At 34.8% G+C, this 26,583-nt stretch carries 26 protein-coding genes; 4 read left to right on the forward strand and 22 right to left on the reverse strand.

The features are described 5' to 3' along the window. Window positions 1-84: 84 nt before the first annotated feature. The 3 genes from MKY29_RS15410 to MKY29_RS15420 are packed head-to-tail and all read right to left on the reverse strand — an operon-like array spanning window position 85 to window position 2,987. A complete protein-coding gene (locus MKY29_RS15410) occupies window positions 85-1,182 on the reverse strand; it encodes a glycosyltransferase (protein WP_241599449.1) in 1,098 nt (365 codons plus the stop codon). Further along, on the reverse strand, window positions 1,179-2,120 hold the full coding sequence (locus MKY29_RS15415) for a glycosyltransferase family 2 protein (protein ID WP_241599446.1): 942 nt from the start codon (window positions 2,118-2,120) through the stop codon (window positions 1,179-1,181). The genes MKY29_RS15410 and MKY29_RS15415 overlap by 4 nt, the downstream gene beginning before the upstream one ends. Before the next feature lie 9 nt (window positions 2,121-2,129). After that, on the reverse strand, window positions 2,130-2,987 hold the full coding sequence (locus MKY29_RS15420) for an O-antigen ligase family protein (RefSeq protein ID WP_340880203.1): 858 nt from the start codon (window positions 2,985-2,987) through the stop codon (window positions 2,130-2,132). A gap of 112 nt (window positions 2,988-3,099) precedes the next feature. Here MKY29_RS15420 and MKY29_RS15425 point away from each other — a divergent pair, with 112 nt between their 5' ends. After that, complete coding sequence (locus MKY29_RS15425; RefSeq protein ID WP_340880204.1) at window positions 3,100-3,342, forward strand: hypothetical protein; 243 nt, start codon at window positions 3,100-3,102, stop codon at window positions 3,340-3,342. Window positions 3,343-3,458: 116 nt separating this feature from the next. On the opposite strand, the gene MKY29_RS15430 is transcribed toward MKY29_RS15425, so the two are convergent. From MKY29_RS15430 to MKY29_RS15500, 15 genes are all read right to left on the reverse strand, one after another. Next, on the reverse strand, window positions 3,459-4,154 hold the full coding sequence (locus tag MKY29_RS15430; RefSeq protein ID WP_276517609.1) for a CpsD/CapB family tyrosine-protein kinase: 696 nt from the start codon (window positions 4,152-4,154) through the stop codon (window positions 3,459-3,461). Between the two features lie 2 nt (window positions 4,155-4,156). Next, a complete protein-coding gene (locus tag MKY29_RS15435) occupies window positions 4,157-4,888 on the reverse strand; it encodes a YveK family protein (RefSeq protein ID WP_340880205.1) in 732 nt (243 codons plus the stop codon). A gap of 40 nt (window positions 4,889-4,928) precedes the next feature. Next, window positions 4,929-5,699, reverse strand: coding sequence for a tyrosine-protein phosphatase (locus MKY29_RS15440; RefSeq protein ID WP_340880206.1), 771 nt, complete (start codon window positions 5,697-5,699; stop codon window positions 4,929-4,931). A 1,226-nt stretch (window positions 5,700-6,925) separates the two neighbouring features. Continuing rightward, a complete protein-coding gene (locus MKY29_RS15445; protein ID WP_241599434.1) occupies window positions 6,926-7,987 on the reverse strand; it encodes an acyltransferase family protein in 1,062 nt (353 codons plus the stop codon). Window positions 7,988-8,209: 222 nt separating this feature from the next. Further along, window positions 8,210-8,902 (reverse strand): sugar transferase, encoded by a 693-nt coding sequence (locus tag MKY29_RS15450; protein ID WP_340880207.1) that lies wholly within the window; start codon window positions 8,900-8,902, stop codon window positions 8,210-8,212. A gap of 199 nt (window positions 8,903-9,101) precedes the next feature. After that, on the reverse strand, window positions 9,102-9,824 hold the full coding sequence (locus tag MKY29_RS15455) for an exonuclease domain-containing protein (RefSeq protein WP_340880208.1): 723 nt from the start codon (window positions 9,822-9,824) through the stop codon (window positions 9,102-9,104). Next, entirely contained in the window at window positions 9,814-10,782 is a 969-nt protein-coding gene (locus MKY29_RS15460; RefSeq protein WP_093494938.1) for a DUF294 nucleotidyltransferase-like domain-containing protein, read from the reverse strand. The genes MKY29_RS15455 and MKY29_RS15460 overlap by 11 nt, the downstream gene beginning before the upstream one ends. Before the next feature lie 53 nt (window positions 10,783-10,835). Beyond that, window positions 10,836-12,104, reverse strand: coding sequence for an ammonium transporter (locus MKY29_RS15465; RefSeq protein ID WP_090566973.1), 1,269 nt, complete (start codon window positions 12,102-12,104; stop codon window positions 10,836-10,838). 261 nt (window positions 12,105-12,365) lie between these two features. Beyond that, on the reverse strand, window positions 12,366-12,842 hold the full coding sequence (locus tag MKY29_RS15470; protein WP_090566971.1) for an MgtC/SapB family protein: 477 nt from the start codon (window positions 12,840-12,842) through the stop codon (window positions 12,366-12,368). Window positions 12,843-13,051: 209 nt separating this feature from the next. After that, window positions 13,052-13,219, reverse strand: a complete 168-nt coding sequence (locus MKY29_RS15475; RefSeq protein ID WP_340880209.1) for a hypothetical protein — start codon at window positions 13,217-13,219, stop codon at window positions 13,052-13,054. 682 nt (window positions 13,220-13,901) lie between these two features. Next, on the reverse strand, window positions 13,902-15,245 hold the full coding sequence (locus MKY29_RS15480) for a GH1 family beta-glucosidase (protein ID WP_241599422.1): 1,344 nt from the start codon (window positions 15,243-15,245) through the stop codon (window positions 13,902-13,904). A gap of 18 nt (window positions 15,246-15,263) precedes the next feature. Continuing rightward, on the reverse strand, window positions 15,264-16,298 hold the full coding sequence (locus tag MKY29_RS15485; protein ID WP_093494940.1) for a LacI family DNA-binding transcriptional regulator: 1,035 nt from the start codon (window positions 16,296-16,298) through the stop codon (window positions 15,264-15,266). 34 nt (window positions 16,299-16,332) lie between these two features. Next, complete coding sequence (locus tag MKY29_RS15490) at window positions 16,333-17,127, reverse strand: carbohydrate ABC transporter permease (protein ID WP_090567268.1); 795 nt, start codon at window positions 17,125-17,127, stop codon at window positions 16,333-16,335. A gap of 44 nt (window positions 17,128-17,171) precedes the next feature. After that, on the reverse strand, window positions 17,172-18,119 hold the full coding sequence (locus tag MKY29_RS15495) for a carbohydrate ABC transporter permease (RefSeq protein WP_093494941.1): 948 nt from the start codon (window positions 18,117-18,119) through the stop codon (window positions 17,172-17,174). Between the two features lie 76 nt (window positions 18,120-18,195). Then, window positions 18,196-19,488 carry an ABC transporter substrate-binding protein gene (locus tag MKY29_RS15500; RefSeq protein WP_090566958.1) on the reverse strand — a complete coding sequence of 431 codons (1,293 nt, stop codon included), beginning with the start codon at window positions 19,486-19,488 and terminating at the stop codon, window positions 18,196-18,198. 562 nt (window positions 19,489-20,050) lie between these two features. On the opposite strand from MKY29_RS15500, the gene MKY29_RS15505 reads away from it, so the two are divergent. The 3 genes from MKY29_RS15505 (at window position 20,051) to MKY29_RS15515 (ending at window position 20,942) form a co-directional block, all read left to right on the forward strand. After that, on the forward strand, window positions 20,051-20,326 hold the full coding sequence (locus MKY29_RS15505; protein WP_093494942.1) for a hypothetical protein: 276 nt from the start codon (window positions 20,051-20,053) through the stop codon (window positions 20,324-20,326). Window positions 20,327-20,424: 98 nt separating this feature from the next. Beyond that, entirely contained in the window at window positions 20,425-20,628 is a 204-nt protein-coding gene (locus MKY29_RS15510; protein ID WP_340880210.1) for a hypothetical protein, read from the forward strand. Window positions 20,629-20,648: 20 nt separating this feature from the next. Then, window positions 20,649-20,942, forward strand: coding sequence for a spore coat protein (locus MKY29_RS15515; protein ID WP_090566950.1), 294 nt, complete (start codon window positions 20,649-20,651; stop codon window positions 20,940-20,942). 86 nt (window positions 20,943-21,028) lie between these two features. On the opposite strand, the gene MKY29_RS15520 is transcribed toward MKY29_RS15515, so the two are convergent. The 4 genes from MKY29_RS15520 to MKY29_RS15535 form a co-directional block, all read right to left on the reverse strand. Then, window positions 21,029-21,238, reverse strand: coding sequence for a hypothetical protein (locus MKY29_RS15520; RefSeq protein WP_090566947.1), 210 nt, complete (start codon window positions 21,236-21,238; stop codon window positions 21,029-21,031). Window positions 21,239-21,663: 425 nt separating this feature from the next. Continuing rightward, window positions 21,664-22,647, reverse strand: coding sequence for an ABC transporter substrate-binding protein (locus MKY29_RS15525; RefSeq protein WP_340880211.1), 984 nt, complete (start codon window positions 22,645-22,647; stop codon window positions 21,664-21,666). A gap of 104 nt (window positions 22,648-22,751) precedes the next feature. Then, window positions 22,752-24,347 carry an AraC family transcriptional regulator gene (locus MKY29_RS15530; protein ID WP_340880212.1) on the reverse strand — a complete coding sequence of 532 codons (1,596 nt, stop codon included), beginning with the start codon at window positions 24,345-24,347 and terminating at the stop codon, window positions 22,752-22,754. Window positions 24,348-24,578: 231 nt separating this feature from the next. After that, the gene (locus MKY29_RS15535) at window positions 24,579-26,294 is read right to left on the reverse strand and encodes an ABC transporter ATP-binding protein (protein WP_340880213.1); all 1,716 of its coding nucleotides are present in this window, start codon (window positions 26,292-26,294) and stop codon (window positions 24,579-24,581) included. Window positions 26,295-26,583: the final 289 nt, after the last annotated feature.

The raw sequence follows: 26,583 nt of genomic DNA on the forward strand, positions 1-26,583 counted from the left end.
TCCTTCTTTTCTTTATATTTATAGAGCTATATTAGTAAACTTCTTTTGAAGTAATTAAATAGAGATTTAAACGCAGATTTTATTTTACCCTTCATTACCTGTTGCTTCTAAGTAAACATCTAAGTAATTAGAAACCGTATTTTCTATACTATATAAATGAAACTTTTCTTTCCTTATGTTGCTAATTTTACTCTCATCAATCGTTTCGTTTGCTGTATTTAAAATTTGTTTCGCGAGTTCCTCTTCATCACCTACTTCAAAAAATCTTCCTACTCCGTCTACTACTTCTCTAAGACCGGGAACATTTGTTACAATTAGTGGTAAGCCAGCAGCCATTGCTTCTACTGCGACTAATCCGAATCCTTCCCATTTGGAACTTAAGACAAAAATATCACAAGTCTTTAATATTGAAGGAACGTCTAAACGCCTACCTAGAAAATGAATTTTATTATCTTCATATTTCTTTGCATATTCTTTAACTTTGCTAAATCTTTCTCCCTCGCCAACTAAAAGGATATGATAATTTGGGGGTAGAAGCTTTGATGCCCTAATTAATGTTTCATGATCTTTTTGGTCCCTCATTGCAGCAACCATAATAATCCATTTATCATTTTCAAGATAATTTGTAATAAGACTTTCACGTTTTAAAGGTACCGCATTTATATAATGTTCTAAACGAATTCCATTTGAAACAATGAGTGTTTTATCATACGTATTTGAAAGATAATTGTTTAATTCTATTTTTGTTCCTTCAGAAATTGCTATTATTTTGGTGTATTTTTTATACATCCAGTTATCCAATAACTTGAATATCTTTGCTTCCCTTCTCCTATTATGAGTATTATGCTCAGTTGTTATGAAACTCGTATTAACATTTATAAATCTTTGAACAAGTGCTGCATAAAGCTGTGGTGCATACAGGTGAGTGTGCACAATGTCGAAGTTTTTCTTTAAAAACTTTCTTACTATAAAGAATTGCAGAGGATGATAGACTATATTAACAGGACTAAAATGAACAGGAATATCCAAACTCCTTATTTTTTCACTATAAATATCATCTTTATCAGAAAGAACAAGGACTTCAATTGATAAATCTAGTTTTTTCATTTCTTCTACAATATCAACTAGCATTTTCTCTGCTCCCCCGCTATCAAGATGAGGAATTATATGAAGAATTCTCACATCAAACGTCCTTTCAACTTAATTATATGAAACTTCAAAAATAAGCTGTAGATGTATAATTTAATACTTCTTAGCCCATTGTTTAATTTAATATTATGAATGTACCGCTCCATTTCATTGTGAACAAGTGAGAAATCATCTTTATTAAGTAAGTTTCTATTTGACCATAATTGATAAACTACTAAAGCTGGTAGTCTATAATTATTAATTGACTCTAAAACCCTCTGCTTTCTAGATATATCTATATCTGTCTCATTTAAAAACTTCATATACATATTTAGCCATAATATATCTTTATTAATCTTGTTAATATCAGTAGTACTTAAGGAATCACTAACGCCTAGTCGATAAAACGTCAAGTATTCTTCTACACATTGTAGTTCTGTATTTAATGCCATTAGCTTGGCGAAGAACAGCATGTCTTCTCCCCAGTCCAGAACCACCTCAAAAAAGAGGTTATTTAACATTAAAAAATCCCTGCTAATTAGCCAAGAATTTGTATGAGGACTACATTTATTTAGTAGATATTCTTCTAAAACATCCCCTTTCAAAAAATTTTGCCAACTCTTTTTTTTTCTATTATCTGGATAGACAAAATAATGACCACAATAACAAGCGGTGCATTTCCCTATTTTCCCAACCATTTTTTCTATAAAGAATGGATCAAAATAATCATCCGCATCTAGAAAACTAAGATACTTTCCTTGCGCAAGCTCAATTCCGGTATTTCTTGCAGCGGATACACCTTGATTTTTTTGTTTGATATATTTGATTCTAGAATCTTTTACTTGAAAGTTTAGGATTATCTCCTCACTACGATCAGTTGAACCATCATTGATAATTACTATCTCTAAGTTTTGATAACTTTGATTCAAAACACTTTTTATTGAACTACTTAAATCCTTCTCTTTATTAAAAACAGTTATAATAACGGTCACCAATTCCAACTAGTCATCCTTTCCCTTTTTGGTAGAAGTATTGTTTGACAATAAAATAATTGCAACAACAATAATAAATCTTGAATGAAATATATCTGGAATAAATTGAGCGCCTAATAAAATTAAAAACCAAATCCAAAGATATTTTCTATTGCTTTGATAAATATTAATAGTTATCAATGAAAGAATGATAATTAGGAAAGTAACACCTAAAACACCTGTTTGAACTAAAAATTGAATAAAAATATTATGTGGAATAACTTGTCCTGTATTTATCGAGTAGGAACCGACTCCTAGTCCCAATCCTAAAGCCCAGTTCTCCTTTAATAGGTGAAAACTAGAAATATAGCTTTCAAATCTGCCAGAGGAAAGATTAAAATCATTAGGTCTAAATTGCTTGATGATAAATAATAGAAATAATAAAATAGCGGGTGTTATTAATAATGAGAAAAAGTATTTTAAAGGATTACTAGTTAAATGTTTTAAAGATTTAATAATAAGAATCACAACATAAATGATTGCAAGGGCTACGATTCCTGTTCTTGCGGATGTAATAATACAAGCTATAAATATAACTGGAAAATAATAATGTAAATAGTATCTCTTGTTCGTTAAAATAATTATTAATAAACCAGATGCTAAATATATAGACAAAAAGCTGAAATCACTAAATAAATAACCAATAGCAAGCCTTGACGAAAAGAACATTATGTTTCCAATAATGTTTCCAGAAAATAAAAAATATCCATATTGGAAAATCACTGCCACAGATACAAAAAAGGTTACATCACTAAAAATTGTTAAGAAATCTCTACTATTTATAGAAATATTTTTATTGTTTACTAAAGTAATTGTTACTATAAACATTATTAAATTTATTAATTGGTGGATCGCATCTATTTTGTCGAAAGATATTAAAATCAATAAGCATAAATATAAACTATACATAATAGAAACTAATGAAAGTCTATTCAACATAATGCTTGATATAGACTTATTTACAATGAATGAAAATAGAAATAGAAGAAAAAAGAGATTAAACCAAGATAAGGGAAACGAACCATATGACATACCAAAGATATTAAAAAATGATATTGGAATAGAATATATTAGCAATACAACGAAAATTTCACTTATTGTATTAAATCTAGAACGATATATTTTATATACAGTCATGAAGAAGATTATACTTATCGGCAAAAAGAAAAAAGTTTTATCTTGAATAAAAAGAAAAAGTACATAGATAGTAATAAATAGTAGTTGAAATGAAATTTGCTTCACTTTTTTACTATTAATATTCAAAATAAATATTCCCTTTCTTTGATAGAATACTCTCCACTAACCGTAATATTGATAATAGTAATGATTCTTGTCAATTTTATAGTTATTTAAGATTGTCCCGATTATATTTGCTTTTGAACTTAGCAAAGCTTCTTTAGCTTTTAAAACATCAATTTTTTCCGCTTCCCCTGAGCTAATAACTAGAATAGTGCCATCACATTTATTTGAAAGAATCTGCGCATCTGAAACTGAAAGGGTTGGTGGGGCATCGAAAATTATTATGTCGTACTTTGCTCTTACTTCCTTTATAAAAATATCCATAGAAGTCGAGCTCAGAAGTTCTGCAGGATTGAAAGGTATCGGACCACAGGTAATTAGATATAATCCATCAATCCCTGATTCTTTAACTACTTGATCAAGACTGCAATGACTTGACAATAAGTTAGTTAAACCTGGTGAGTTTGGCTTATGGAAAGTATAATGCATTGTCGGTTTTCTCAAATCTGCATCGACGAGAAGCACTTTTTTTCCTTCTTGTGCAAAAACAATTCCAACATTTGCTGCTATTGTAGACTTTCCTTCTCCAATGGATGTAGAAGTAAAAAGAAGCGTCTGAAGCTCATTTTCTACCATCGAGAAATTGATGTTCGTACGAACTTTTCGGAATTGCTCGGAAATAATTGAGGTCGGAGCAACAGATGTAACTAGCTTTCTTGTTGCTATTTGTTTCATTTTTTTTTTCTTTTTAAACAAACTTAGATCTCCCTCTTTCTATTGAGATTAATAATTTTTTCTTTTCTTTTTAATTGTTTGTAGGAGATTGGACTTATGAGTCCGAGAATAGGTAACTCTAATAAATCATCAATATCCTGCTCTGTTTTTACAGTAGTATCCAAATACTCTATTAGAAAGGTTATTCCAATACCAAGTATTAATCCAATTCCTGCAGCTATTGCCATGTTAAGTAGTGGAATCGGTTTAACAGGAAGACCATTTTTTGATTTTGCTGCCATGGAAAGAATATTGACATTATCTACGTTCATTAATGTCCTAATATCCTCTTGAAAGACTTCGGCAGTCATATTGGCGATATCTATTGCTTTTTGTAATTCTGGATCTTCTACACTAACGTTAATAACTTGTGAATTTTGCTCATTACTCACGGTTATTTTCTTATTTAGTAATTCTGGAGTAATACTTAGATCCAAATTATCGATCACTTTTGAAAGAATAACTGGGCTTTTAATAATGACATTATATGTGTTTATTAATTGAAGATTCGTTTCTATGTCTTGGCTGCTATATAGATTTTGATCGAGCTCTTTCTGATTAATAAGAATTTGTGTTGATGCTTCGTAAATTGGTGTCCAAAAGAAGTAACTAATCACTCCTGTAATCGATACTGCTAGAACGAAGATACTTATTATGAGTACAAGACGTTTCTTCATTATTTTTAATAGTTCTTGTAGACTAAATGTTTCCTCCATAAGAGTCATGATCCTTTCTGTTCAGACATACCAAAAAGTATTAACTATAGCTTATTAACTTATAATCTTTATTAAAACTTATTGGTTGCAACGCTTGAATATCTGTACCGAAAACTACATGTTTTGCATTTTCAATAAAATAAGCAACAAGATTTTCCGAATACTTTTTCCCGACATATTGATAAGCATCTTTTAATAAAAATGGACGCTTTTTATAATGGTGCGCATCCGAAGAGATGAAGTGTACCAAATTGTGTTTTATTAAAATCTTGGTGTACCTTTTTAAACATCTTCCATGGACACCAACCAAACTTGCTGCTGTTATTTGAATAAGAGCACCTTTACTTACCAATTCGTAAAGCTTTTGATTGTCCTTTCTAAGTACGGAGTTTTTTTCTGGGTGCGCAATGATTGGAATATATCCTCTAAGCTGTATTTTATAAAGAACCTCAAATGTATCTGTAGGGAGGTAATTTCTTGGTAGCTCTATTAATAGATATTTTCTACTGTTAGCTAAAGTTATAAGGTCTACGTCTATATCATCGAGAATGTTCTTATATAAATATATTTCTTGTCCTGGAAGTATTTTTACACGAATATTTTTTTGGGAAAGCTCTCTGTATAAATTAACAACATTCTCTTTTATTACGTTTGATGAATTAGTAAATTTACCATTTCTATGATGAGGAGTGGCTATAATATGTGTTACACCATTAGCAACCGCGTTAGCAGCAAGTAGAATTGCCTCTTCCAAAGACTCTGGGCCATCATCTAGTCCTGGTAAGACATGATTATGAATATCAACAATCATTCACTCCTTCTCCCCCCATAATCATCATCTCTTCTTCCTACATTATTTATATATTTAATAGATTCCTTTTCCTAGTAGAACTAGTAAAGTGGTTCGAATTACAGTTTTTAAATCTAATTAAAAAAAGTAGTGTTGTAAGTAGTACAAATCATGTACGATTTTTTCTCCATGCCTAATCCCTCCCATAAATCTGAGCATACTCCTGATTCCAGGTCCTACAAGTAAACGTCTCTTTTGTTTAATTGAATTATGATTCTTAATTTCTATTATTTCAGGTCGGGGTCTCCATAATATATTTCTATAATATATCCCGAATTCACTTACCAACACGGTGATTTAGGTAATGATTATATTGATGCAACTCAAATTCCTTTACACTTTCCACATAGCAGACTCCTTTAATTAAAGCTACTAAAAGAGTATATTCACGGACTATACTAAAAAAGAACTAATAATTTTGTTTTGGGACAAGTTAATCGTTTCAAAAATAAGCGCTACACTATAAGTTCCTTCGTTTTAGTTTCGATCCTTGATATGATTAAGTACAAATATCAATCGAGTAGAAGGGAAAGTTAATAACTTTCCGCCCCTCTCATACAAACGTACGTGAGTCTGTCTAACAATTTTTATAAATTTAAGGGAGCTGATTAGATGGCATTTAGTGGAGGTGAATATCGTTATCGAATAAACCTTCAACCCAACACTTGGATGACTTTGTAAATGAAGAGAATCCTGTGAGAGTAATTGATCCATATATTGATAGTCTAGATTTAGAAGAACTAGGATTTGTAGTATATTCTGGAAATAAGGCTGATCAAAAAATCTATAAGAAGCATTTTTACATTTATTGTTAAATGAATAGAATTCGTTCGTCCCGCACTATCGAAACTGAGGCTAAACGAAACATTGAGCTTAGGGTTTAATTCGTAAAGTTACCCCAGATCACGGAACCCAATAGAACGAATTCAATTAAATACGATAAAGGAAAAACTTAAAGAGGATAATATAAAACAAATCTGTTTAACTGATCCAGACGGCAATTCATGAAGAATAATGGGAAATTTGAAATTTATATTAATTTGTAAGCTGCAGTAGATAATAAACATAAGTGTACCCCCACTTTGGACTATCACCACCTAGATAGTCGCCATACCTGACGCAAAAAAAAAGAACGCCTTTTTCAAGACTTTCTTCTCATTATAATTATTTAATATTCCTTTATTAAATCATTTTACCTGTTTTAACATACTTTGTTGAGAAATTGGAGAGATTTTTACAACTGATATAGTCGTTCCTTTAAATAAAAATGAGAAAATTGGTATCCTATCTATTGCCAATCCCATCAAAAGAGAAATTGAAATCGCAATAGACGCTATAAACAAAGAACTATTTAACCTCGTTAAATATGCTAGCCAATCAGCAAAATAAAAACCTACACTGAAATGCAAACCCAAAATTAGTATAGATTGTCTTCCCAAATACGAGAGTACGGAGTAAATTAGTTTTACTTTGGTTAGTAGATATTTGGAAATAAACAAAATTAATAAACTACCAGAAATACCTCCTATATAAAACAAGAAGACGTTTCCATATACTCTATTATTCATATCCGCAGGCACATTAAAAATTAACACAGCAATAAACATACATAAAGAAATACTAGTAAGTGTTAACATCATTTTATGATTATATAAAATGCGCTTCTCCTTTAGGATATTTCCAATATACATAAATAACAGTGCTACCAAAGCAATATCAAAGCTCCAGGGCATCCAGATTATTCTACTCACTCCATAACCGATTACACCTAGAACAATAAATAGAACTGTCTTACTTAATAAAGATAATCTTATGGAAATCTTTAAAATAATATTAAAAATGATAAAAGCACTAAACAAACAAACCAAAAACCAGATTGGAGTATTTTCAACTATCCAATTACCATTTCCATAAAGCATCCCTATTAAGGGTTGCCCCCATGCTATTTCTTGTTTATTTAAAATTAGTAACAAAATCCATATTCCTGCTGACAAGAAACAGAAGGAGATATAAGGTATAATCAAGGTTCGGGTTTTGTCGATTACTAGTTTTTTAGTATTTCCAAGATATTTTGAAGAACTAAATAGATAGCCAGAAACCATAAAAAATAACGGCATTCTAAAACCTCTTAGTATTTCTGATACTAATCCTTCCGAAACCTCGGCAGCCCCAGTATGCCCTAGAACTACCAAGAATATAGTGATCCCTCTCACAATATCAATTTCCCGAAGCCTTTCATTAACAATCAATCATTTACACCCCTTCCTAAATCCACATATTAGCAAGACTTAGCCCCTACTGATACGTTTTAATAATGCAAATGCTTGTAGAATAAGATTTCTAAGAAGTTAGAGACAAGGAATTTTTAATAGCAGAGTGTAAATGTCACAATTTTAATCTTTATTGTGCTGGTGGAATTTATATATATGGGTTCCTTTTTTAGAAGTCAAAATGACATGGCTCTCCAGCTCTCACCAAGCCCCTTTTCCCATAATCACTATAAATATCGTTCGTATCACTATCTTCAGGTCAAGAAACAGAGAGCAATGCTTAACATAATATAAATCATAGTTAACTTTTTCCCCATGGGTGATTGCTGATCGACCATGGACCTGGGCATACCCCGTGATGCCAGGCTTTACTAATAAACGCTTCTTTTGGATAGGAGAATAATGATTAGTAATTTCAATCATTTCTGGCCTTGGACCTACAAAACTCATTTCACCTTTTAAGACATTCCAAAGCTGTGGGATCTCATCTATACTATATTTTCGATATATTTTCCCAAGCTTAGTGATCGTTAATGTTGGCGGTGTTGTAAAGGAAAAATCTTGCGGGACTTCGTCTTTCCATTCGTACTGGTGTGAGCTTGACTCCATACCCTCTGTCTGCATTGTTCGAAACTTCCAGATGATAAAAGGTCGATCATATAACCCTGCCCTGTTTTGCTTGTAGAAAACGGGACCACCTGTAAAGATGAATAAAATTATGGACAAACAAATAAGAGCTGGAAACAATAAAAAAAGTAATAAGGAACTAGCTAATACGTCTAAAGCTCGTTTGGCAAAACGTCGATAAAAAAAAGGCGTGTCATGTAATTGAGTTAATGTATGATCTATACTCTCCAGGGGCTGTTCTCCTTTTAATAATATTGTAGAAAGCAAGGTACTAAAAAGTATATTCAGTATACCCCTTAAAAAAGAACTAAATTCTATGTACTTAGGACAAGTTATTCTAACTGTTTTTTACAGTTTATGGGGTAGAGCATATTATTCATGAAGATTGTGCGCTAGTATATTAACTACAGAAAAAATTCTCCACAAACAAAAAAACACAACAGGAAAATTTAACCTGTAGTGCTTTTTAAATTCTTGCAAACTTTTCGTATACATCCTGCAATGTTTCACAGCCAAGCATTTTAACTTTTTCTATATAAATACTCCAAAGCTTAGCCGCCATTCTTGCGTCCTCTAATGCATTATGTCGGCCTACTATTGGAATGCTGTTATGTTCACACAAGTCTTCTAACGAACTTAGTTGTATTTTGGGCTCAGCAATTTTATAAAGAAAAGATGTATCAACTATCCGATTTCTAAAAGGTGTGCGGAATACTTTGTTGCTAGTGAATTGCATAAAATTTCTTTCGTGATTAGCGTGATGTGCTACAAGTGTACAGTCTTTTGTATATTGAAGAAATTCAATTAGTACATCCCCAACTAGACTAGCATCCTCCAATTGTTCATTTGTAATGCCTGTCAGTTCTACAATATCCAAAGGAATTTCTTTCTCTGAGTATATAAGCGAGTAGAAAGTATCATCCTCTCGTATAGAAGAGCCATGCATTTTAATGGCACCAATGGAGATAATATCATCTCCTTGCTCTGGATTAAAGCCAGTTGTCTCAATATCGAACACGACAATTTTAAGCTCATCTAAAGGGATTTCTAGTGAATCCTCTTTTTTCAATTCTTTTTGCAGGTTTCTTAAAAAAGCCATTTGCTGGGCACTTTGAATATCACCTATGCCAACATTCGTACGTTTTCCTTGAATGCCTCTGAGTATTTGCATGAACGGTTCAAATGCCATGGCGAACACCTTTTTTCATCAAAGCAATCACTTCACGATGTAAGTTAATTCCGCCTTTAATAATACGTTTAATATCTTTCTGTTCGATTTTGCTCAGTTTATCAAACTGTAAATAATGAGTATCTGAATAGCTTTTCACTTGAGTTAATGACAAACGATATTTTAATAGATCCGAAAAATTTCTTTCACTATTTTTTAGTAAGCATGTATACTCTTTCATTTGAATCAGATAACTCATCCGAACTAGAGTTGAAGTTTCTACTATTCCCTCTCTTATTGAAAGGAGTCGAACAGCATTTACATATGGTAGGAATCCAGAGTATTTTAAGTTTACGCAACCTTGGTATAAACCATGTCTTTCCAACAATAACTGACCAACTGGACCAATTACATTTTTTATATGTTCTACATTAGCAGTAAATCGACTTAGTAAAATTTGATGTTGTAATTGGTAATCATATATGGATGTTTTCAACTGATGGATAATTCCTACCTTTCCATGAAGCACTCTGGCATCATAAAAGATTTGAAGAAAACGCATGGACTCCCAGCTTTCGTCAACCATCCAATCATGAAGTTGTTTGTTCCAACCTTCATAGGATTTACACCACTCTGGATTAGAACTCATAACTTTACCTTCGCAATAAGGATAGCCCACTTCATAAAGACCATTAGAAATTTCTGTTCCAAACACCTGAAAATACACATCATTTTCATCATTAGCTATTTCATAGGCAATTCCATGATCTTGATCACTTATTAATCCTTGTTCTAATCGCCCCCCACTGCCTGTTATAAACCAAGAAAAGTCACATGGAGGTGAACCTATTTTCTTAATCGCTTCTTCCAAAACTTTAATCATCACCTGATCATGAAAATCATTGAGAGAAACGATGTCATCTAGGAAGTTTGTAATATTTAGTTCCTTCCAGTTCCGAATAGATTCATACGTTTCCACAAGTACACGCCCTTTTATGTAAAAAGCCTCCCAATTTCAGAGGCTTTTTTTATTTAATTAAGTGATTTTGATTCCTCTAAAACCATTTGTTCGGGATAACCATAGTTGCCGTGTTCACTCATATCTAGACCCATTAGTTCCTCTTCTTCCGTTACACGAATACCACCCATAGCTTTTTTCATTGTAAAAAGGATAGCATAGGAAACTACGAAAGCAAATAAACCACAAGACACAACACCCATTAGCTGAACACCTAATTGATCTAGTCCGCCTCCATAAAATAATCCTGCTTTACCAACGGATGCAAGCTCTGGTGTAGCAAAGAAACCAGTAGATAATGTTCCCCATACTCCAGCAGCTCCATGAACAGATAACGCATAAATTGGATCATCGACTTTTCTCTTTTCAAAAAATCTAGCGCTATAGAAAACTAATACTCCAGCGATTAAACCAATGACAACAGATGCCCAAACGTCTACGAATGCACAGGAAGCAGTAATGGCAACTAATCCAGCTAAAGCTCCATTTAAAATCGTTGGGATATCTGATTTACCTAATACAACCCATGAAATAAGGGTGGCTGCAACAGCTCCTGCTCCAGCGGCAAGTGTTGTATTTAATGCTACAAATCCAAAAAAAGCAGCATCTACAGATACCGTACTTCCAGCATTAAACCCAAACCAACCTACCCAAAGGATGAGTACTCCTAAAGCTGTATAAACTTGGTTATGTCCAGCAAGATTGTTTGATGAACCGTCTTTATTGAACTTCCCAATTCTTGGTTTAAGAATTATTGTTGCAGCAAGTGCAGCCATCGCACCAGTTAAATGAACTACCGTTGATCCTGCAAAATCCTGTTTGCCATGTTCAGCTAACCAACCTCCACCCCAAATCCAGTGGGCAATTACAGGGTAAACAATTATTCCAAAAAGTATTGTGAAAATTACGTATGCCGATAATTTTGCACGTTCAGCAAATCCACCTAATGCGATAGTTACAGCAATACCAGCAAATGCTAGTTGGAAAACAAAGAAAACGGTTGTTGCAAGACCTGCTCCCTCAATAATTTCTCCACTATAGAAAAAATCTGTCATACCTACGAAGAAGTTCGCATCTCCCCCGAAGATAAATCCATAACCTACTGCCCAGAACACCATTGATGCTAAACCAAATGTGAATATGGTTTTACCGGCAACATGACCAGCATTTTTCATTCTAGTCGAACCAGCTTCCAGTAATATAAATCCACCAATCATAAATATAACTAAAATTGCAGCTATCATTGTCCACAAGCTGTTCATTAAATACATTACATCCTCCATTGTCATCTCTCCTTTTTGTGAGATGTTACATTTTCTATCTTTCTATGTTAGAAAAAGTAACATCGTTTATATTATTTATTCTATTCAAATCTGAAAATTTGTCAACACAATTTTCTGAATATATTTTATTTTTAGTTTAGTAGTCTTCACTTCCCCTTATTTAAAGCACTTTTCTTACAAAAATTATATTTACACATAAAAAAACTGCCTACACAGCTCTTCAGCGTGATGACAGTTTTTCTATCATGTATTTATCTAATTTCATTCCCCATCGCTATCCTCTTCTTCTGTTCCTCGAACAGGAAGAATGCCCATTTTAACCGCTACTTTTGGTAAGTTCATCGCAATGAACATTAATACAACCGTTATGAGTGCTAAATCGTACGCACCATACCCAATGGTTAATCCTACACAAGCAGTAATCCAAAGGTTCGCTGCCGTTGTAAGTCCTCGTTTTACATTATCCTTATCTAACCATATTACACCTGCTCCAAGAAAACCAATACCGCTGATTACTTGTGCAGCTAAACGCATCGGATCCATATACGCCCCTTGATTTAGTGACGACAATGCCATAGCTAAGGTCGATCCTAAACATACTAAAATATGCGTTCTAATACCAGCTGGTTTATTTTTTATCGCTCGCTCTAGACCAATAAAAAACCCTATAAAAGTTGCTACACCTAAACGAATATATAAGTCATAATGCGAATTAAATAATGTAGCGATGAAATCCATTTTGCAAAACCTCCTTAAATTCCTATTCCGATAACATTCTATAAAACTTCCTAAAATCCTTCAATGGTAATTGCTATCATACACTGGAAACTTTATTAAATACAATTCTCATATGGAAGGCGCAGGAAGCCTCTTTGAAGTCAAACCTATGATTATCATGTGTGAAGTTCCTTCGGACACAGACTTGCATTTTTTTTACTTGCTCTCGTTCATCGTTTACTTGCCTCTAACCGGAGTTTACTTGCGGACGTAAAGGATTTACTTGCTCTTGGTCCATATTTACTTGCTCTAGGTCCATATTTACTTGCGGTCGCTTCTTTTACTTGCTCTCGCCTATCGTTTACTTGCTTCCATCCGGGATTTACTTGCGAACGCAATGGATTACTTGCTCTTGGTCCAACTTTACTTGCGGTCGCTTCTTTTACTTGCTCTCACCCCTCGTTTACTTGCTCCCAACTGAGATTTCCTTGCGGACGAAAAGGATTTACTTGCTCTAGGTCCATATTTACTTGCGGTCGCTTCTTTTACTTGCTCTCGCCTATCGTTTACTTGCTTCTAACCGGGATTTACTTGCGGACGAAATGGATTTACTTGCTCTAGCCACATATTTACTTGCGGTCGCTTTTTTTACTTGCTCTCACCCCTCGTTTACTTGCTTCTAACCGGGATTTACTTGCGGACGAAAAGGATTTACTTGCTCTTGGTCCATTTTTACTTGCGACCACTTCTTTTACTTGCTCTCACCTATCGTTTACTTGCTTCCATCCGGGATTTACTTGCGGAAGCAAAGGATTTACTTGCTCTAGCCACATATTTACTTGCGGTCGTTTTTTTTACTTGCTCTCACCTATCGTTTACTTGCTTCCATCCGGGATTTACTTGCGGACGCAATGGATTCACTTGCTCTAGGTCCATATTTACTTGCGGTCGTTTTTTTTACTTGCTCTAGCTCCATATTTACTTGCGGTCGCTTCTTTTACTTGCGGTCACTCTTTTACTTGCTCTCACCAAAAAAGGCAAACACATAGTCTGCCTAGTGTTTGCCTCTTCATTATAAGATTATAATTCAAATTCACCTTTTTTAATCGTTTCATTATACCAATGATAGCTATCCTTTTTTGTTCTTTCTAATGTTTCGTAATTCACATGTACAATACCGAAACGCATACTATACCCTAATGCCCATTCAAAGTTATCCAATAGGGACCAGTATAAGAACCCTTTTATATTAACACCAGAATCCATACTTCGTTTTAAAGCTGTCAGGTGTGTCTTTATATAGTCAATTCTTTTATGATCGTCGACTTTACCATTCTCTGGTTCATCATTATAGCAAGCACCATTCTCTGTAATATAGATTGGCACACTACCATAAAGATCTTTAATTTTAACTAGAACTTTATAGAAACCTTCTGGATAGATAAACCAGTCAATATCTGTTTTATCATATCCCATATCTATACTTTCTAAATCGAATAACCCTTCATTTTCCTTGTAGCGCCCTACATTGCCGGTGTAATAATTTACCCCTAAAAAATCAATTGGTTGCGATATTATTTCTAGATCCCCATTTAAAATAGTTGGAACAGCACCTTTTTCTTTAAACCAATCTAACATGAATTGAGGATAGCTCCCTTTAAACACTGGATCAAAGAACCACTCTAAATTCCAAGCGTTTCCTCGATTACACGCATCTACGTCTTGCTCTTTCGTACTGTAAGGCTCAAACCAAGTAACATTTGGAGCGTATCCAATTTCACCCTCTACATTACTTTCTCTAAAACGTTTCACTGCAAGACCGTGTGCAACTAATAAGTGATGGCCAACATCGGTAGCTAGCTGTAGATCCTGATTACCAGGAGCATGTTCTCCAATATAATTGGATAGGAAAGATGAGCACCAAGGCTCGTTAATAGTTATCCACTTTTTTATCTTCCCATTAAATTCCTTAAACATAAAGTCCGCATATTGGACAAATGCCTCGATTGTTTCCCGATTATCCCAACCACCTTTATCCTGTAACACCTGTGGCAAATCCCAATGATACAACGTACACATCGGTTCAATGCCTTTAGCTAACATCGAGTCTACTAATTTGTGATAATAGTCGACTCCTTTTCGATTCACTTCTCCTGTACCAGTTGGAAAGATCCTTGGCCAAGCAACTGAAAAGCGGTACACATCAGCCCCTAGATCATGTATTAAATCTACATCCTCTTCATATCGGTGGTAGCTATCACAGGCAATATCACCAGTGTCTCCATTATGTACCTTCCCCGGTGTTTTAGAAAAAGTATCCCATATCGAGACACCTCTGCCATCTTCGTTTGCTGCACCTTCAATCTGATAAGATGCTGTTGCCGCCCCCCATTTAAAATCCTTTGGAAACTTTATATTCGCCATTTATAATCCACCCTTCATTTATCGTTCTTTCGACGCTTCGCCTATAACACCGGAAGAATTTCTCAATACCAACTCCGGATCAACGAGTGACGGCCTTAAGCCAGTTACTCCATTTATCAAATCGTTTAACTTAATGGCTGCCAATCTACCAATTTTCTGTTTATCTTGTTTAATAGTTGTTAGAGCAGGCTCCATATATCGACAAGCCTCAACATCATCACATCCTATCACTTGAATATCTTGTGGAATTCGAAGTCCATAGTCCTTTATCGCTCTCATTGCACCTAGCGCCATCATATCAGAAGCAGCTATAATTGCTTTTGGTAAAGATTCACCCTGCAGAATTTCTTCCATTGCTTCGTATCCACTCGATTCAAAAAAGTTCCCATGCTTAATCCATATAGGGTTAGCCGGCATACCGAATTGATTCATCGTCTGTAGAAATCCCTCTAATCGTTGATTTGATATTTCAGAACTTTCTTTCCCAGCAATATAACCAACATCTCTAACGGAGTTTAAGTACAAGTATTCTACTGCAAGCTGAGACACCTTATAGTTATCTGTCATAACGTAGCTAGAATTTTGCCCGGTCAGTTCAAGGTCAATCCCCATACAAGGGACATCACTTTCATCCAACTTCGACACTGCATCCTCTACTTCTTCACCCGCGATTATTAGACAGCCATCTAAACGAAAATGTCTTGTTCTCGCTAAGTAATCGACATTTTCTTTATCAAACATCTCATTGGAGAAAATGATAATATCATAACCCATTGCACCAAGTGTTTTTTGAAAAGATGATATAACCTCATTGAAAAAGGGATGGTTAAACTCTACGTTTATCTTCCCCGCGTATATCAGCCCAATTAGACTAGATTTCTTCGTCGCTAGGGACTTTGCGGAAAAAGTAGGTTGATAATTAGTTTTGTCGATAACTTCTAGTACTTTACGCTTTGTTTGTTCACTTACACCATCATAGTTGTTGATTACCTTAGAGACAGTGCCTCTTGAGACACCCGCCATTTGAGCAATATCACGTATAGTTAAAGTCATTTTACATCCCTCATATTCCATGTGCTGATTACTATTATTTAACCGATCCCTCGGCAATACTCGATATAAACAGTTTGTTGAACAGTAAGAACACTATAAGCAATGGTATCGTAGCCCAGAACACACCGGACAGCAGCATACCAAAATCTACTTTAAATGTATTATTCAATGATGCTAATGCAACTTGTATTGTGTAGGATTCAGGATCTCGCAGCACCGTAAATTGCCATAAGAACTCTCCCCAAACAGAGGTAAACACAATAATTCCAAGCGTTGCAAAAGCAGGTAAAATGATAGGCAGTACAATACTGCGATATATCCTGAATATAGAACAACCATCAAGTCTTGCTGCTTCTATCAATTCTTCAGGCACAGATTCACTTACATATTGTCTCATTAAAAATATTCCTAAAGGATTTAAGAAAAACAAGACCATCGCTGCAAATAAATGATCCAATAATCCCGCTTTTGCAACTAATAAATACTGCGGTATTAATCCTAGTTGAGGCGGAATTATAATAGTGAATAATATAGCGAAGAAAAGAATATTCTTCCCTGGAAACTTTAATTTAGAAAATGCAAATCCAGCTAACGAACTTATAAATAATACAACAATAGTTACAGTAAGACAGACGATCAATGTATTAAACATGGACTGAAAAAACGGAATCATATCCAATACTTTTTGGAAGTTCTCTTTCAACTGATCACCTGGAACCATCGCCGGGGGAATTGAATTGTATGCAGAGCTATGACTCGTGGACATAACGAACATCCAGTAAAAAGGGAATAACGAAAAGAGCGATATTACCGTTAAAAACAAGTACATTCCAATACGTCCAATGCCCCACTTTTTACTTCCTACATCACTTTTCACACATGTTTCCCCCCATCCTTACCGAGTCTTTTAGTGAGCATCATATTAAAAGCAGAGGCAACTACGATGAATAACAGCAGAACAATAGCAGCTGCAGATGCCGTCCCGAAGGAAGATAACCTAAACGCATCGCGATATAAATACATAACAACTGTCATTGCTTCATCTCTTGCAAAAGCAGTATTACCTAGAAACACAGTTGGCTCCGTAAATAATTGCATCGCTCCAACTGTCGAAAAGAATACCGTCAGTATAATAAATGGTTTCAGTAACGGAATCGTAATATATCGAAGCTGTTGGAAAATACTAGCTCCATCAATTCTAGATGCTTCGTATAGTTCGTTCGGAATACTTTGCATACCCGCTAAATAAATGATCGTGTTGTAACCAAGCCAGCGCCAAAAAACCATTGTCGAAATCGCTATTTTAGCTCCCCATTCAGAGGTCTTCCAGCTGACCGGGTCAAATCCAAATAGACCAATAATATAGTTCACTAAAGCCGTTTCATTGTTACTAAAAAATACACTAAATACTAAAGCAACCGCTACCATTGAAGTAATATATGGCATAAAAATAGTTACTCTAAAAAAAGCTTTGAAACGTAAGTAAGACAGATTCAATAAAAAAGCCAAGATTAGCCCAATGACAAGTTGAGGAGCAGTCCCCATTAACCCAAGAATAATTGTATTGTAAACAGATTTCCAAAATAACGGATCACTTAGTATTACCTGAAAATTACTTAACCCGACAAACTCCATTTCTCCCATGCCATTCCATTTTTGAAATGCTAGGATTAAACTAAATATTGCCGGATAGAGACCAATAATCGCAAATATGATAAAAAAAGGTGATATATATAAATACCCCGAAAGCATCTCCTTCATCTCTTGCGATGAAAAACCTTTCCTTCGTCTTTTTTGATGTTTTTCATCTAAAGAAACCATACACTCGTCCTCCTACCTACATACAGAGTATATTCGGCGGGTAAAACCGCCGAATATGTCATTCACTTTCTCAACTTTAGCGATCTAGTTTAGTTTTAATACGCTTGATAGCTTCAGTCCATTCTTTCTCTGCATCTGCTCCGTCCTGTGAGTTAACTAAAGCAGCAAGAATTTCATCGTGTACGCTTGTATAATCCTTCCCTTTGTATACCTTTCCAATCTTTTGTGCAGACTCGGCAAACACTGTTTGTGTCGACTGCCCACCAAAATAATCATCGCTTGCTTCTTTAAATTCAGCCATATCATATACAGCAGGTGCAGAAGGGAAAAGACCATTACTCTTAAAAGATTCTAATTGGTTTTCAGGTGAAACCAACCATTTTACAAACTCATATGCTTCTTCTGCATGTTTTGTTTCTTTAGGGATAGAAATGTAAGAACCACCCCAGTTTCCACTGTACTCAGTCGGTAAAGTAGCTATATTAAATTCTCCAGTAGCTTCAGGAGCATTCGATTCCATCCACCCTTTGAACCAAGCAGCTCCTAATTCCACTGCAAAGTCTCCATTGTCAACTCCACTTGCCCATTCAGCGGACCACATTGCATAATTTCCGACCAAACCAAGTTCGTTCATTTCGATAGCTAAGTCATACGCTTCTTTAACTCCATTACCACTTTCTTCTATCAATAGGTTACCTTCCTTATCAAAATAACTTTCCTCTAACGCATCTAACTGTGCTCGGTACATCATTTCCATACTAGCAACCATAGGTTTACCAGTTTTTTCTTTTATTTGAATAGCAGCTTCCTTAAAATCTTCAGGAGTTGCGATTAAAGCAGAAACCTCTTCGGGAGTTGTTGGTAAACCTGCTTCTTCAAATACATCTAGTCTGTAGTAAAGACCCTTAGGACCAATATCAGTTGGAAGGCCCATTAGGAACTTGCCATCATCATTCTCTGCAATTTCCCATTTCCAGTCCAAATATTCACCTTTCACATCATCCGCGCCCATATCATATAGATTCACAAAGCGGTCTTGTGCATCGCGGAAGCGATCGAGTTGGTCAAGCTCAAGTGCAGCTATATCCGGCGCACCACTACCAGCAGAAAGTGCTGTAAATAAATTGTTATGGTGATCTGCTGTTTCTGAAGTTTTTATTTTAATTTTTATATTTTCATTTTGTTTCTCATACTCTTTGACAAGCTCCTCATACCCGGTAGCACCAAACAGCCAAAAATCTAAAGTGATTTTTTCTCCATCTCCACCCGCTTCATCTGAATCATCAGATGAATTATCGGAAGAACACGCTGCAACGATAAATATGAACAAAATGGATAGTGAAGCGATTAGCAGTTTTTTTAATTTCATTATGATTTCCCCCTGAAATTTAATAGTTTAATAGTTTTTATACCAGTAAAACCACCCTATCTCCAAACGCCCTCCAATCTTTAATTTAGTCCATCAAGTATCTGCATCTTCGGTGTCGTATTGCTTCATATTTTTATAGAAACCGGTTTCCATAAAAGTAAAAAAAATAAGTAATAAACCAGGTTTTCCAAAATATGAAGCGCTTTCAATTATCATTATAATCGTTTTAAAAATAAAATCAATGAATTTTTAGAAAATTCTTATAAACCGGTTTCTATATTATTTAACTATATGTAATGTTGTATTCCATAAGACCAATTATTGTTAACCTATTTCCCCAACTACTCGACACTGTGCTTGAAGCATTTTTTAATTTGAAGATGTACAACCAAGTCCACTGTTTTTATACTCTTGTGAAAAACTATTTTCCTATGCTAGTTGTGCACCTATCTTAACTACCTCCTTTTGATTGAATAGCTGTGCCACCTCTAGTAGTAATAGAACATTATTTGAGTAAAAAAAGCTATTTTGGAAATATTAATAATATAAGGAGGGATTTGAGTTGGAGATGAACCCTATAGAAACATTTAGATTTAGTTTGGAAAATGACAATAAAGAGCTAGTCGTCAGCGGTCAAATTCAAGGAAAACCAGAAATACCATCTTTAGATGACCTAAAATTTAAAGCAATTATTGCTTTACTTAACTCTATTGATAAACAAAGTTTCATTGAAGTGGATAAGGATCAGCTATTTGCTGATTATTTAGATGAAATGGAAGGAACGATTGCTGAGATGAAGAAGTATGATGAGTTTCAATGTAGGGATGGACTAACTTAATCTCTCTATTTTCTCCTAATAACAGAATAATAAAAGGTTAAAATAACTCAATACAAATAATACTGACTATACATTATGTTGGTTGGAGGTGAAATAAGATGACCGTTCTAACGATGAAAGAATTGGCATTTATGGAGGATGAAATCCGTTCAGAGGTGATAACCGCAAAAACGATGAACTGGTGTGCAGCACAATGTTCAGACCAGGAGTTAAGAACAACACTCGAAGAAATAGCAGAAAAACACCAGTTAAAAATAGCGGACCTATCCCAATACTTTAACCGAACAAACAACATTCAATAATTGCAAAAGGTGGATATAGTATGCCAAATAATATCGCAGAACGCGGTTTAACAGACCGAGAAATGCTCCAGCTCTGTTTGGAGTTAGAGAAGGGACGCTGCCGAAGCATCAGCAACACCTTATTAGAGACTAAACATCCGCAGCTAAGGGAAATTTATAAGCAAGTTTTTGATAATGCGAGCTCAAACCATTATCTACTTTTTGAGATAATGGAAAATAAAGGATGGTACAAGACCGAACTTGCCTCTAAAGAACAGGTTGGCAAAGTACAGGAACTTATGCAAAATAACTTACATCCCGATAACCAGTTTTAGAAATTACCTAAAAGCGCAGAAAATATAAAGTCGCCCCACCTCTGATTTCTCAAAATGTGGAGCGACTTTATTATCCCTCACAAAATTTAACGGGATGGTCTAGGTTCTAAACAATTAGAACATTTTTTCTGATTGCTGCCTTTAAACTTCGTTAATGTTTTTTCAAAGTTAGTTCCACATGAACATTTGAATAGTAGCTTTTGTGAATACCCTACATATTCTTTTGAAAGTAAAGTACATTCTGAATTTTTACTAACATAGTCTCGTATTTGATCTATCGTCCATTTTTTATTCAACTCGACACCTCCGATGGTGTAATTATTTAAGTACTGGAAGAAACATTAAGAGACTTCCGTTCAATTAGATTTATGAATTTTAAATCCACCTTAATGTGTTATTATACCACCACTTGGAGTATCCTTGTACAATCTTTACAAAGAAATATTGTTTTTAGTAAATATCTGTGCTATACTAGATTACTAACAACAAATACGATTTGACATCCATACTATTGATTACTATATTAGTCGACATCAATGGGTGCCAAACCCGCAAGAGTTCTTTAGGAACAAAGAATTCTTTAGAAAAAAAGCATTATCTCTTTGGAGATAATGCTTTTTTTATATGAATTCGATTTCATTATATCTTACTCGCACACACAGATTTACTATCAGTAGCAGGAATAGTAAAAAGCTTTTGATACTATGCAAGAGTTACATCTCTATTTCTCAAGATTTGTAAGCCAAGTAGTTAGTTCTTCCAACTGAGCAAGGACCGCAATTGGATCATAATACCATGAACGTTCTTCTGGCCAAACATAGAAATGATTATTTTTAATTGCTGGAAGACTTCCCCAGACAGGATCTGCCTTAAAGTCTTCAACTGTACGATTGTTAGAAGTCATAATAATATAATCGCCAGAGTAATCTGGTATAATTTCCTCCGAAATTTCAGCCCACTGTTTCTCCATTATTTCATCCGCAACCTTAGCAGGTGGCTTACGTCCTAGAGCCTGATATACTGGCTGTCCACCCCGTCCGAAGTTATCACCATATACCCATGTTGTCTTACCGCCATCCTCCATAATAGAAAAGCTTGCATCTACTGGTATTGCAGCATCGACTTTTGCCTTGGCATCCGCTATTTGGTCATCGTAATCTAGTAGCCATGCTTCCGCTTCCTCTTGTTTGTCGAATAAGTTTCCGAAATAAGTTAGCTCTTCATGAACTCCTTTTAAATCACCATACGGTATAACTATAGTAGGTGCTATTTTACTTAGCATTTCGTAGTTGTCACCATTTGCTGTAATAATAAGGTCTGGACTAAGGGCAAGGATATTTTCAACGGATGGTTTTCCATACACCCCAGTATCCGAAACACCTGTAAGATCATCTTTGAAATAATAATTGTTGATCGTAAGTTCAGGTGCACCCACCGGAATAACATCTAATGCAATTAGACTACCTAAGTATTCTTCTGCTACTATACGTTGGGGGTTAACAGGAATTTCAATCTCTCCATTTACTGTGGAAATCTTTTTCATTTTGTCATCCTTGGTAGTCCCTGTATTTTCGGTAGTTTCTTCTTTATTAATATCTACAGCTGTTGTCGTCTTTCCGCAAGCGGAAAGAAGTAATACTAAAAGTAGAAAAATAGAAATTAACCCTATCTTTTTCTTTTTATAAACGTCTTTATTTAAACTCAACTTCAAAACCTCCACATCCATTATTGATAACCATTCTCATTCACTATTGTAAGTTGTCTTTACAATAGTGTCTATGCACTAAAGTAATCTCTTGCCATACATTTTTATGATGTCAATAATCTCATTAATTCATGTATCTGTGCATGGGATGATAACGGGTCATAGCCGAAGAATATATCTGATTTATCTATCAAATAAACATGATTTTGTTTGAATGCTTCCATGCTCATCCATGAGTATGACTGAAATAGGCGGTTCATACGCTCTATTCCCTCTTTATTTAAAGGCATTCCTGTGATAAAGACGAAATCAGCAGGATAATCTTTAATTGCTTCGATTTCCACCTCAATGTAGCCCCGATTTCCTATACCGTGATTTAGTAGTGTAATCGGTAAACTAAATCCGAAATCTTCATATATGATTTGACTACCTCTACCATGGCTACTATTAATACAGAAAGCCGAGTTTGTACCAATTTCCCATACAACAGCTGTCCCTCGTTCTCCAAGCTTACAATCTAGTTTCTGATTGAAACTCCATACCATTCTATCGTAATCCTTAAGCCATTCCTCCGCTTGCTGCTGTCTTTCCACAATATCAGCTATAAGCCGAAATTGTTCTCGCCAGCTCATTTCCATAAAAGGAAGGGTAACCATCGGAGCCAATGATAACAAAGATTTGTTTTCTTTTGTTGTTTTATAATCGAGAATTAAATCAGGATTAACAGCAGCGATTTTCTCATATATTAATGCTTCACTATTTTTCCATATATTTAGCTTTTGCTCTGTTTTCACTGGATTAACTCTCTCCATCCAGGTGGAGTACACACCAAGTTCAGGAGTAATACCTAACGCTAATAAACTTGCAGTATGATTGGTATTAAGCGTTACCACTCTCTTGCGCTTATTGTGATAAGAAGTCGGAGAAAGACCGACCACTTGCTTGAATTTTCTACTTAAATAGGTCCCTTCTTTGTAGCCGACCTCCTGTGCTAAATCATCTAATTTAGGCATCTCATATAATAGTCTTTTTTGAGATTCCCGAATTCTTATTAAGGATAGATATTCACTAAACGTTCGACCTGTGCTCTTACGAAAAGCACGGGATAAATGCTCTGGGCTTACCTGTACAAGGGTAGCCATCTTCTCTCGACTCAAATCCTCTTCATAGTGAGTATCAATGTAACTTATTACTTGATCCATCCATGTACTAATGGACTGTTTATTTTCTATTAACTCTCCATGTATTTCGGTTAAGAGTTCAATGAACATCTGTTGTATATAGAATGGTCCTCTACTACTTCGGTACCTCCAGGCGTTTTCAAATTCTTTTGCCAGCCTAATGATTTTGGCTGTCTGTTTAATTGGCTGATAACTCTCTATTGTCTGAGGCTGGGAACCATCTGTAGTTATGCAACGATAACCTATTAGAATAGCCTGAAGAGGAGATGTAGTACAGGACTTTTGTTGATACTCTAGTACCGAGAAGGAATCACAAAGTAATATACTACCACGTGATACTGCATGTTCTTTTTCATTTAGACTAACTATTCCGCTCCCACCAAATACGATTAGAATTTTAGGGTGTGGATCGTTTTCTTCCAAATTGCTATCCATGAATTCATTTATACTGTTTAAACTTATAGGTATATAAAATGTATGGGGTAGTAATTGTATTTTTTCTAATGTGTTATTGATCAAGGTTATACTCCTCTCAGCTTTGTAATAGATTATTAGGAATTTAAAATAGGTCACTACCACTAACATATGGATAGTGACCTATTTTTTTAATTTGGATTATTACTATAGAGAGTTAATAATGTATCGTTCCTGTGCCTTATATCTCTCACAAGCCACTTTAAAGAGTCCAACAAACATTACGTCATACTCTTCCATTGTATCTTTCCCTTACTATCTATTTTCTTTTTCCTATTAAACCCCAAACTGAGCTAGGTGAAGTCTTTTATAAGCTCCTTTCACTGCTAATAACTCATCATGATTCCCTTGTTCCACAATCCCATTCTCAGTTACAACAACTATGCGATCTGCATTTTTAATCGTTGCTAAACGATGTGCTATAACAAGTGTTGTACGCCCTTGAGATAATTCAGATAAGCCATGTTGAATCGCTACCTCTGTTTCAGTATCAAGTGCAGATGTCGCTTCATCTAAAATAAGAATAGATGGATTTTTAAGAAACATACGAGCAATTGAAAGGCGTTGTTTTTGTCCTCCAGACAGTTTAACTCCGCGCTCTCCGATCAATGTATTCATCCCCTCTGTTTGAGAAAGAATAATGTCTTCTAACTGGGCTCTTTTTGCTGCTTCCCATATCTCATCTTCAGAAGCATCCAAATTACCATAAGCAATATTTTCTCGAATGGTTCCATCAAAGAGATAAACATCCTGTTGCACAATTCCAATTTGAGACCGAAGAGATTTAAGTGTCATTTGTTTAATTTCAATACCATCAATTGTTAACGAACCGCTGTTAATATCATAAAAGCGGGGTAACAGGCTACAAATAGTAGTTTTTCCTGCACCAGACGGTCCAACAAGAGCTATTGTTTCACCTGCACGAATCGTTAAGTTGATGTTATCTAAGACATTCTCTTTCCCTTCATAGCTAAACGACACATCTCTGTACTTTATATTTCCTTTTAAATGCTTAACATCACTTGCATCAGGGGCATCCGCTACATCTGGTTCTGTTTCAAGCATTTCAACATAACGCTTAAATCCAGCAATTCCTTTTGGATACATTTCAATTACAGCATTAATTTGTTGAATAGGTCCTAAAAATACATTTGATAAGAGAACAAATGCAATAAACTCTCCGTATGTCATTTGCTTATTAATAACGAACCAAGTCCCACAAAGTAAAACGAACAAAGTGACAACTTTCATAAGAATATAACTAACGGATGAATTCCATGCCATAATTCTATAGGCTACTAATTTAGACTTACGAAAACGACTATTGCTTTCATTAAACTGAGCAATTTCATGCTCTTCATTAGCAAAGGCTTGAACAACTCGCATTCCACTAACATTATTTTCTACACGTGCATTAAAATTAGCTATATCAGCAAAAAAGCGTTTGAATGCTACAGTCATCTTTTTACTGAAATATAAGGATAAACAAATAATTAGTGGAACAATAACGAATGTAAGGACGGCTAATTGCGAGTTTATGGAGAACATTAAAGCAAATGCACCTGTAAGTGTCATAATTGCGATAAATAAATCTTCAGGTCCATGGTGCGCAATTTCACCGATATCCATTAAATCATTCGTCATTCTAGAAACTAAATGACCTGTTTTATTGTTATCAAAAAAACCGAACGACAATCTCTGGACATGTGTAAATAGCTCTTTACGCATATCAGTCTCAATATTAATCCCCAGTTTGTGTCCCCAATAAGTGACAACATAATGAAGTACCGCACTAATAATATATATCCCAAATAACGAAATACATCCCCACAGAATCCAATTCCAATTTGAACTTGGCAATAGATCATCCACTACGCGGTTAACAGCAAGCGGAAAAGCAAGCTCCAAAACAGCAGCGATGATTGCACAGGAAAAGTCTAGAATGAATAGACTTTTATATGGTTGATAGTAAGAAAAAAAACGTTTTAACAATGTCTATCACATTCCTCTATGATATTTATTTTGAAATTGATATTTTGATAAGTCAGTCTACAAAAAAAGAGACTATTTCTGACATCTATGTAGACGCAGAGTCAGCCTCTAATTTAAGTTTTAAATTAATAATTATGTATATTCTAGAGGTCGACCTTCGTAGCACCGACAGGTTTTTCGCTCAATAATAAAATGGCAGATAGTATCACGAGCATTCAACAATTACTATATTTTATTTATATATCCCCTTTCTAATTGATAATGATTTTCATTTTCAATATTATCAACT

The sequence above is a fragment of the Psychrobacillus sp. FSL K6-2365 genome (assembly GCF_038003165.1).
GTDB lineage: Bacteria > Bacillota > Bacilli > Bacillales_A > Planococcaceae > Psychrobacillus > Psychrobacillus psychrodurans.

Coding starts and splice junctions, on each gene's coding strand:
- MKY29_RS15420 (WP_340880203.1), bottom strand. CDS start 2,987: ATGTTTATAGTAACAATTACTTTAGTAAACAATAAAAATATTTCTATA.
- MKY29_RS15425 (WP_340880204.1), top strand. CDS start 3,100: ATGCTTGATATAGACTTATTTACAATGAATGAAAATAGAAATAGAAGA.
- MKY29_RS15435 (WP_340880205.1), bottom strand. CDS start 4,888: ATGGAGGAAACATTTAGTCTACAAGAACTATTAAAAATAATGAAGAAA.
- MKY29_RS15440 (WP_340880206.1), bottom strand. CDS start 5,699: ATGATTGTTGATATTCATAATCATGTCTTACCAGGACTAGATGATGGC.
- MKY29_RS15455 (WP_340880208.1), bottom strand. CDS start 9,824: ATGGCATTTGAACCGTTCATGCAAATACTCAGAGGCATTCAAGGAAAA.
- MKY29_RS15465 (WP_090566973.1), bottom strand. CDS start 12,104: ATGGAGGATGTAATGTATTTAATGAACAGCTTGTGGACAATGATAGCT.
- MKY29_RS15470 (WP_090566971.1), bottom strand. CDS start 12,842: ATGGATTTCATCGCTACATTATTTAATTCGCATTATGACTTATATATT.
- MKY29_RS15480 (WP_241599422.1), bottom strand. CDS start 15,245: ATGGCGAATATAAAGTTTCCAAAGGATTTTAAATGGGGGGCGGCAACA.
- MKY29_RS15485 (WP_093494940.1), bottom strand. CDS start 16,298: ATGACTTTAACTATACGTGATATTGCTCAAATGGCGGGTGTCTCAAGA.
- MKY29_RS15490 (WP_090567268.1), bottom strand. CDS start 17,127: ATGTACTTGTTTTTAACGGTAATATCGCTCTTTTCGTTATTCCCTTTT.
- MKY29_RS15495 (WP_093494941.1), bottom strand. CDS start 18,119: ATGGTTTCTTTAGATGAAAAACATCAAAAAAGACGAAGGAAAGGTTTT.
- MKY29_RS15500 (WP_090566958.1), bottom strand. CDS start 19,488: ATGAAATTAAAAAAACTGCTAATCGCTTCACTATCCATTTTGTTCATA.
- MKY29_RS15510 (WP_340880210.1), top strand. CDS start 20,425: ATGACCGTTCTAACGATGAAAGAATTGGCATTTATGGAGGATGAAATC.
- MKY29_RS15515 (WP_090566950.1), top strand. CDS start 20,649: ATGCCAAATAATATCGCAGAACGCGGTTTAACAGACCGAGAAATGCTC.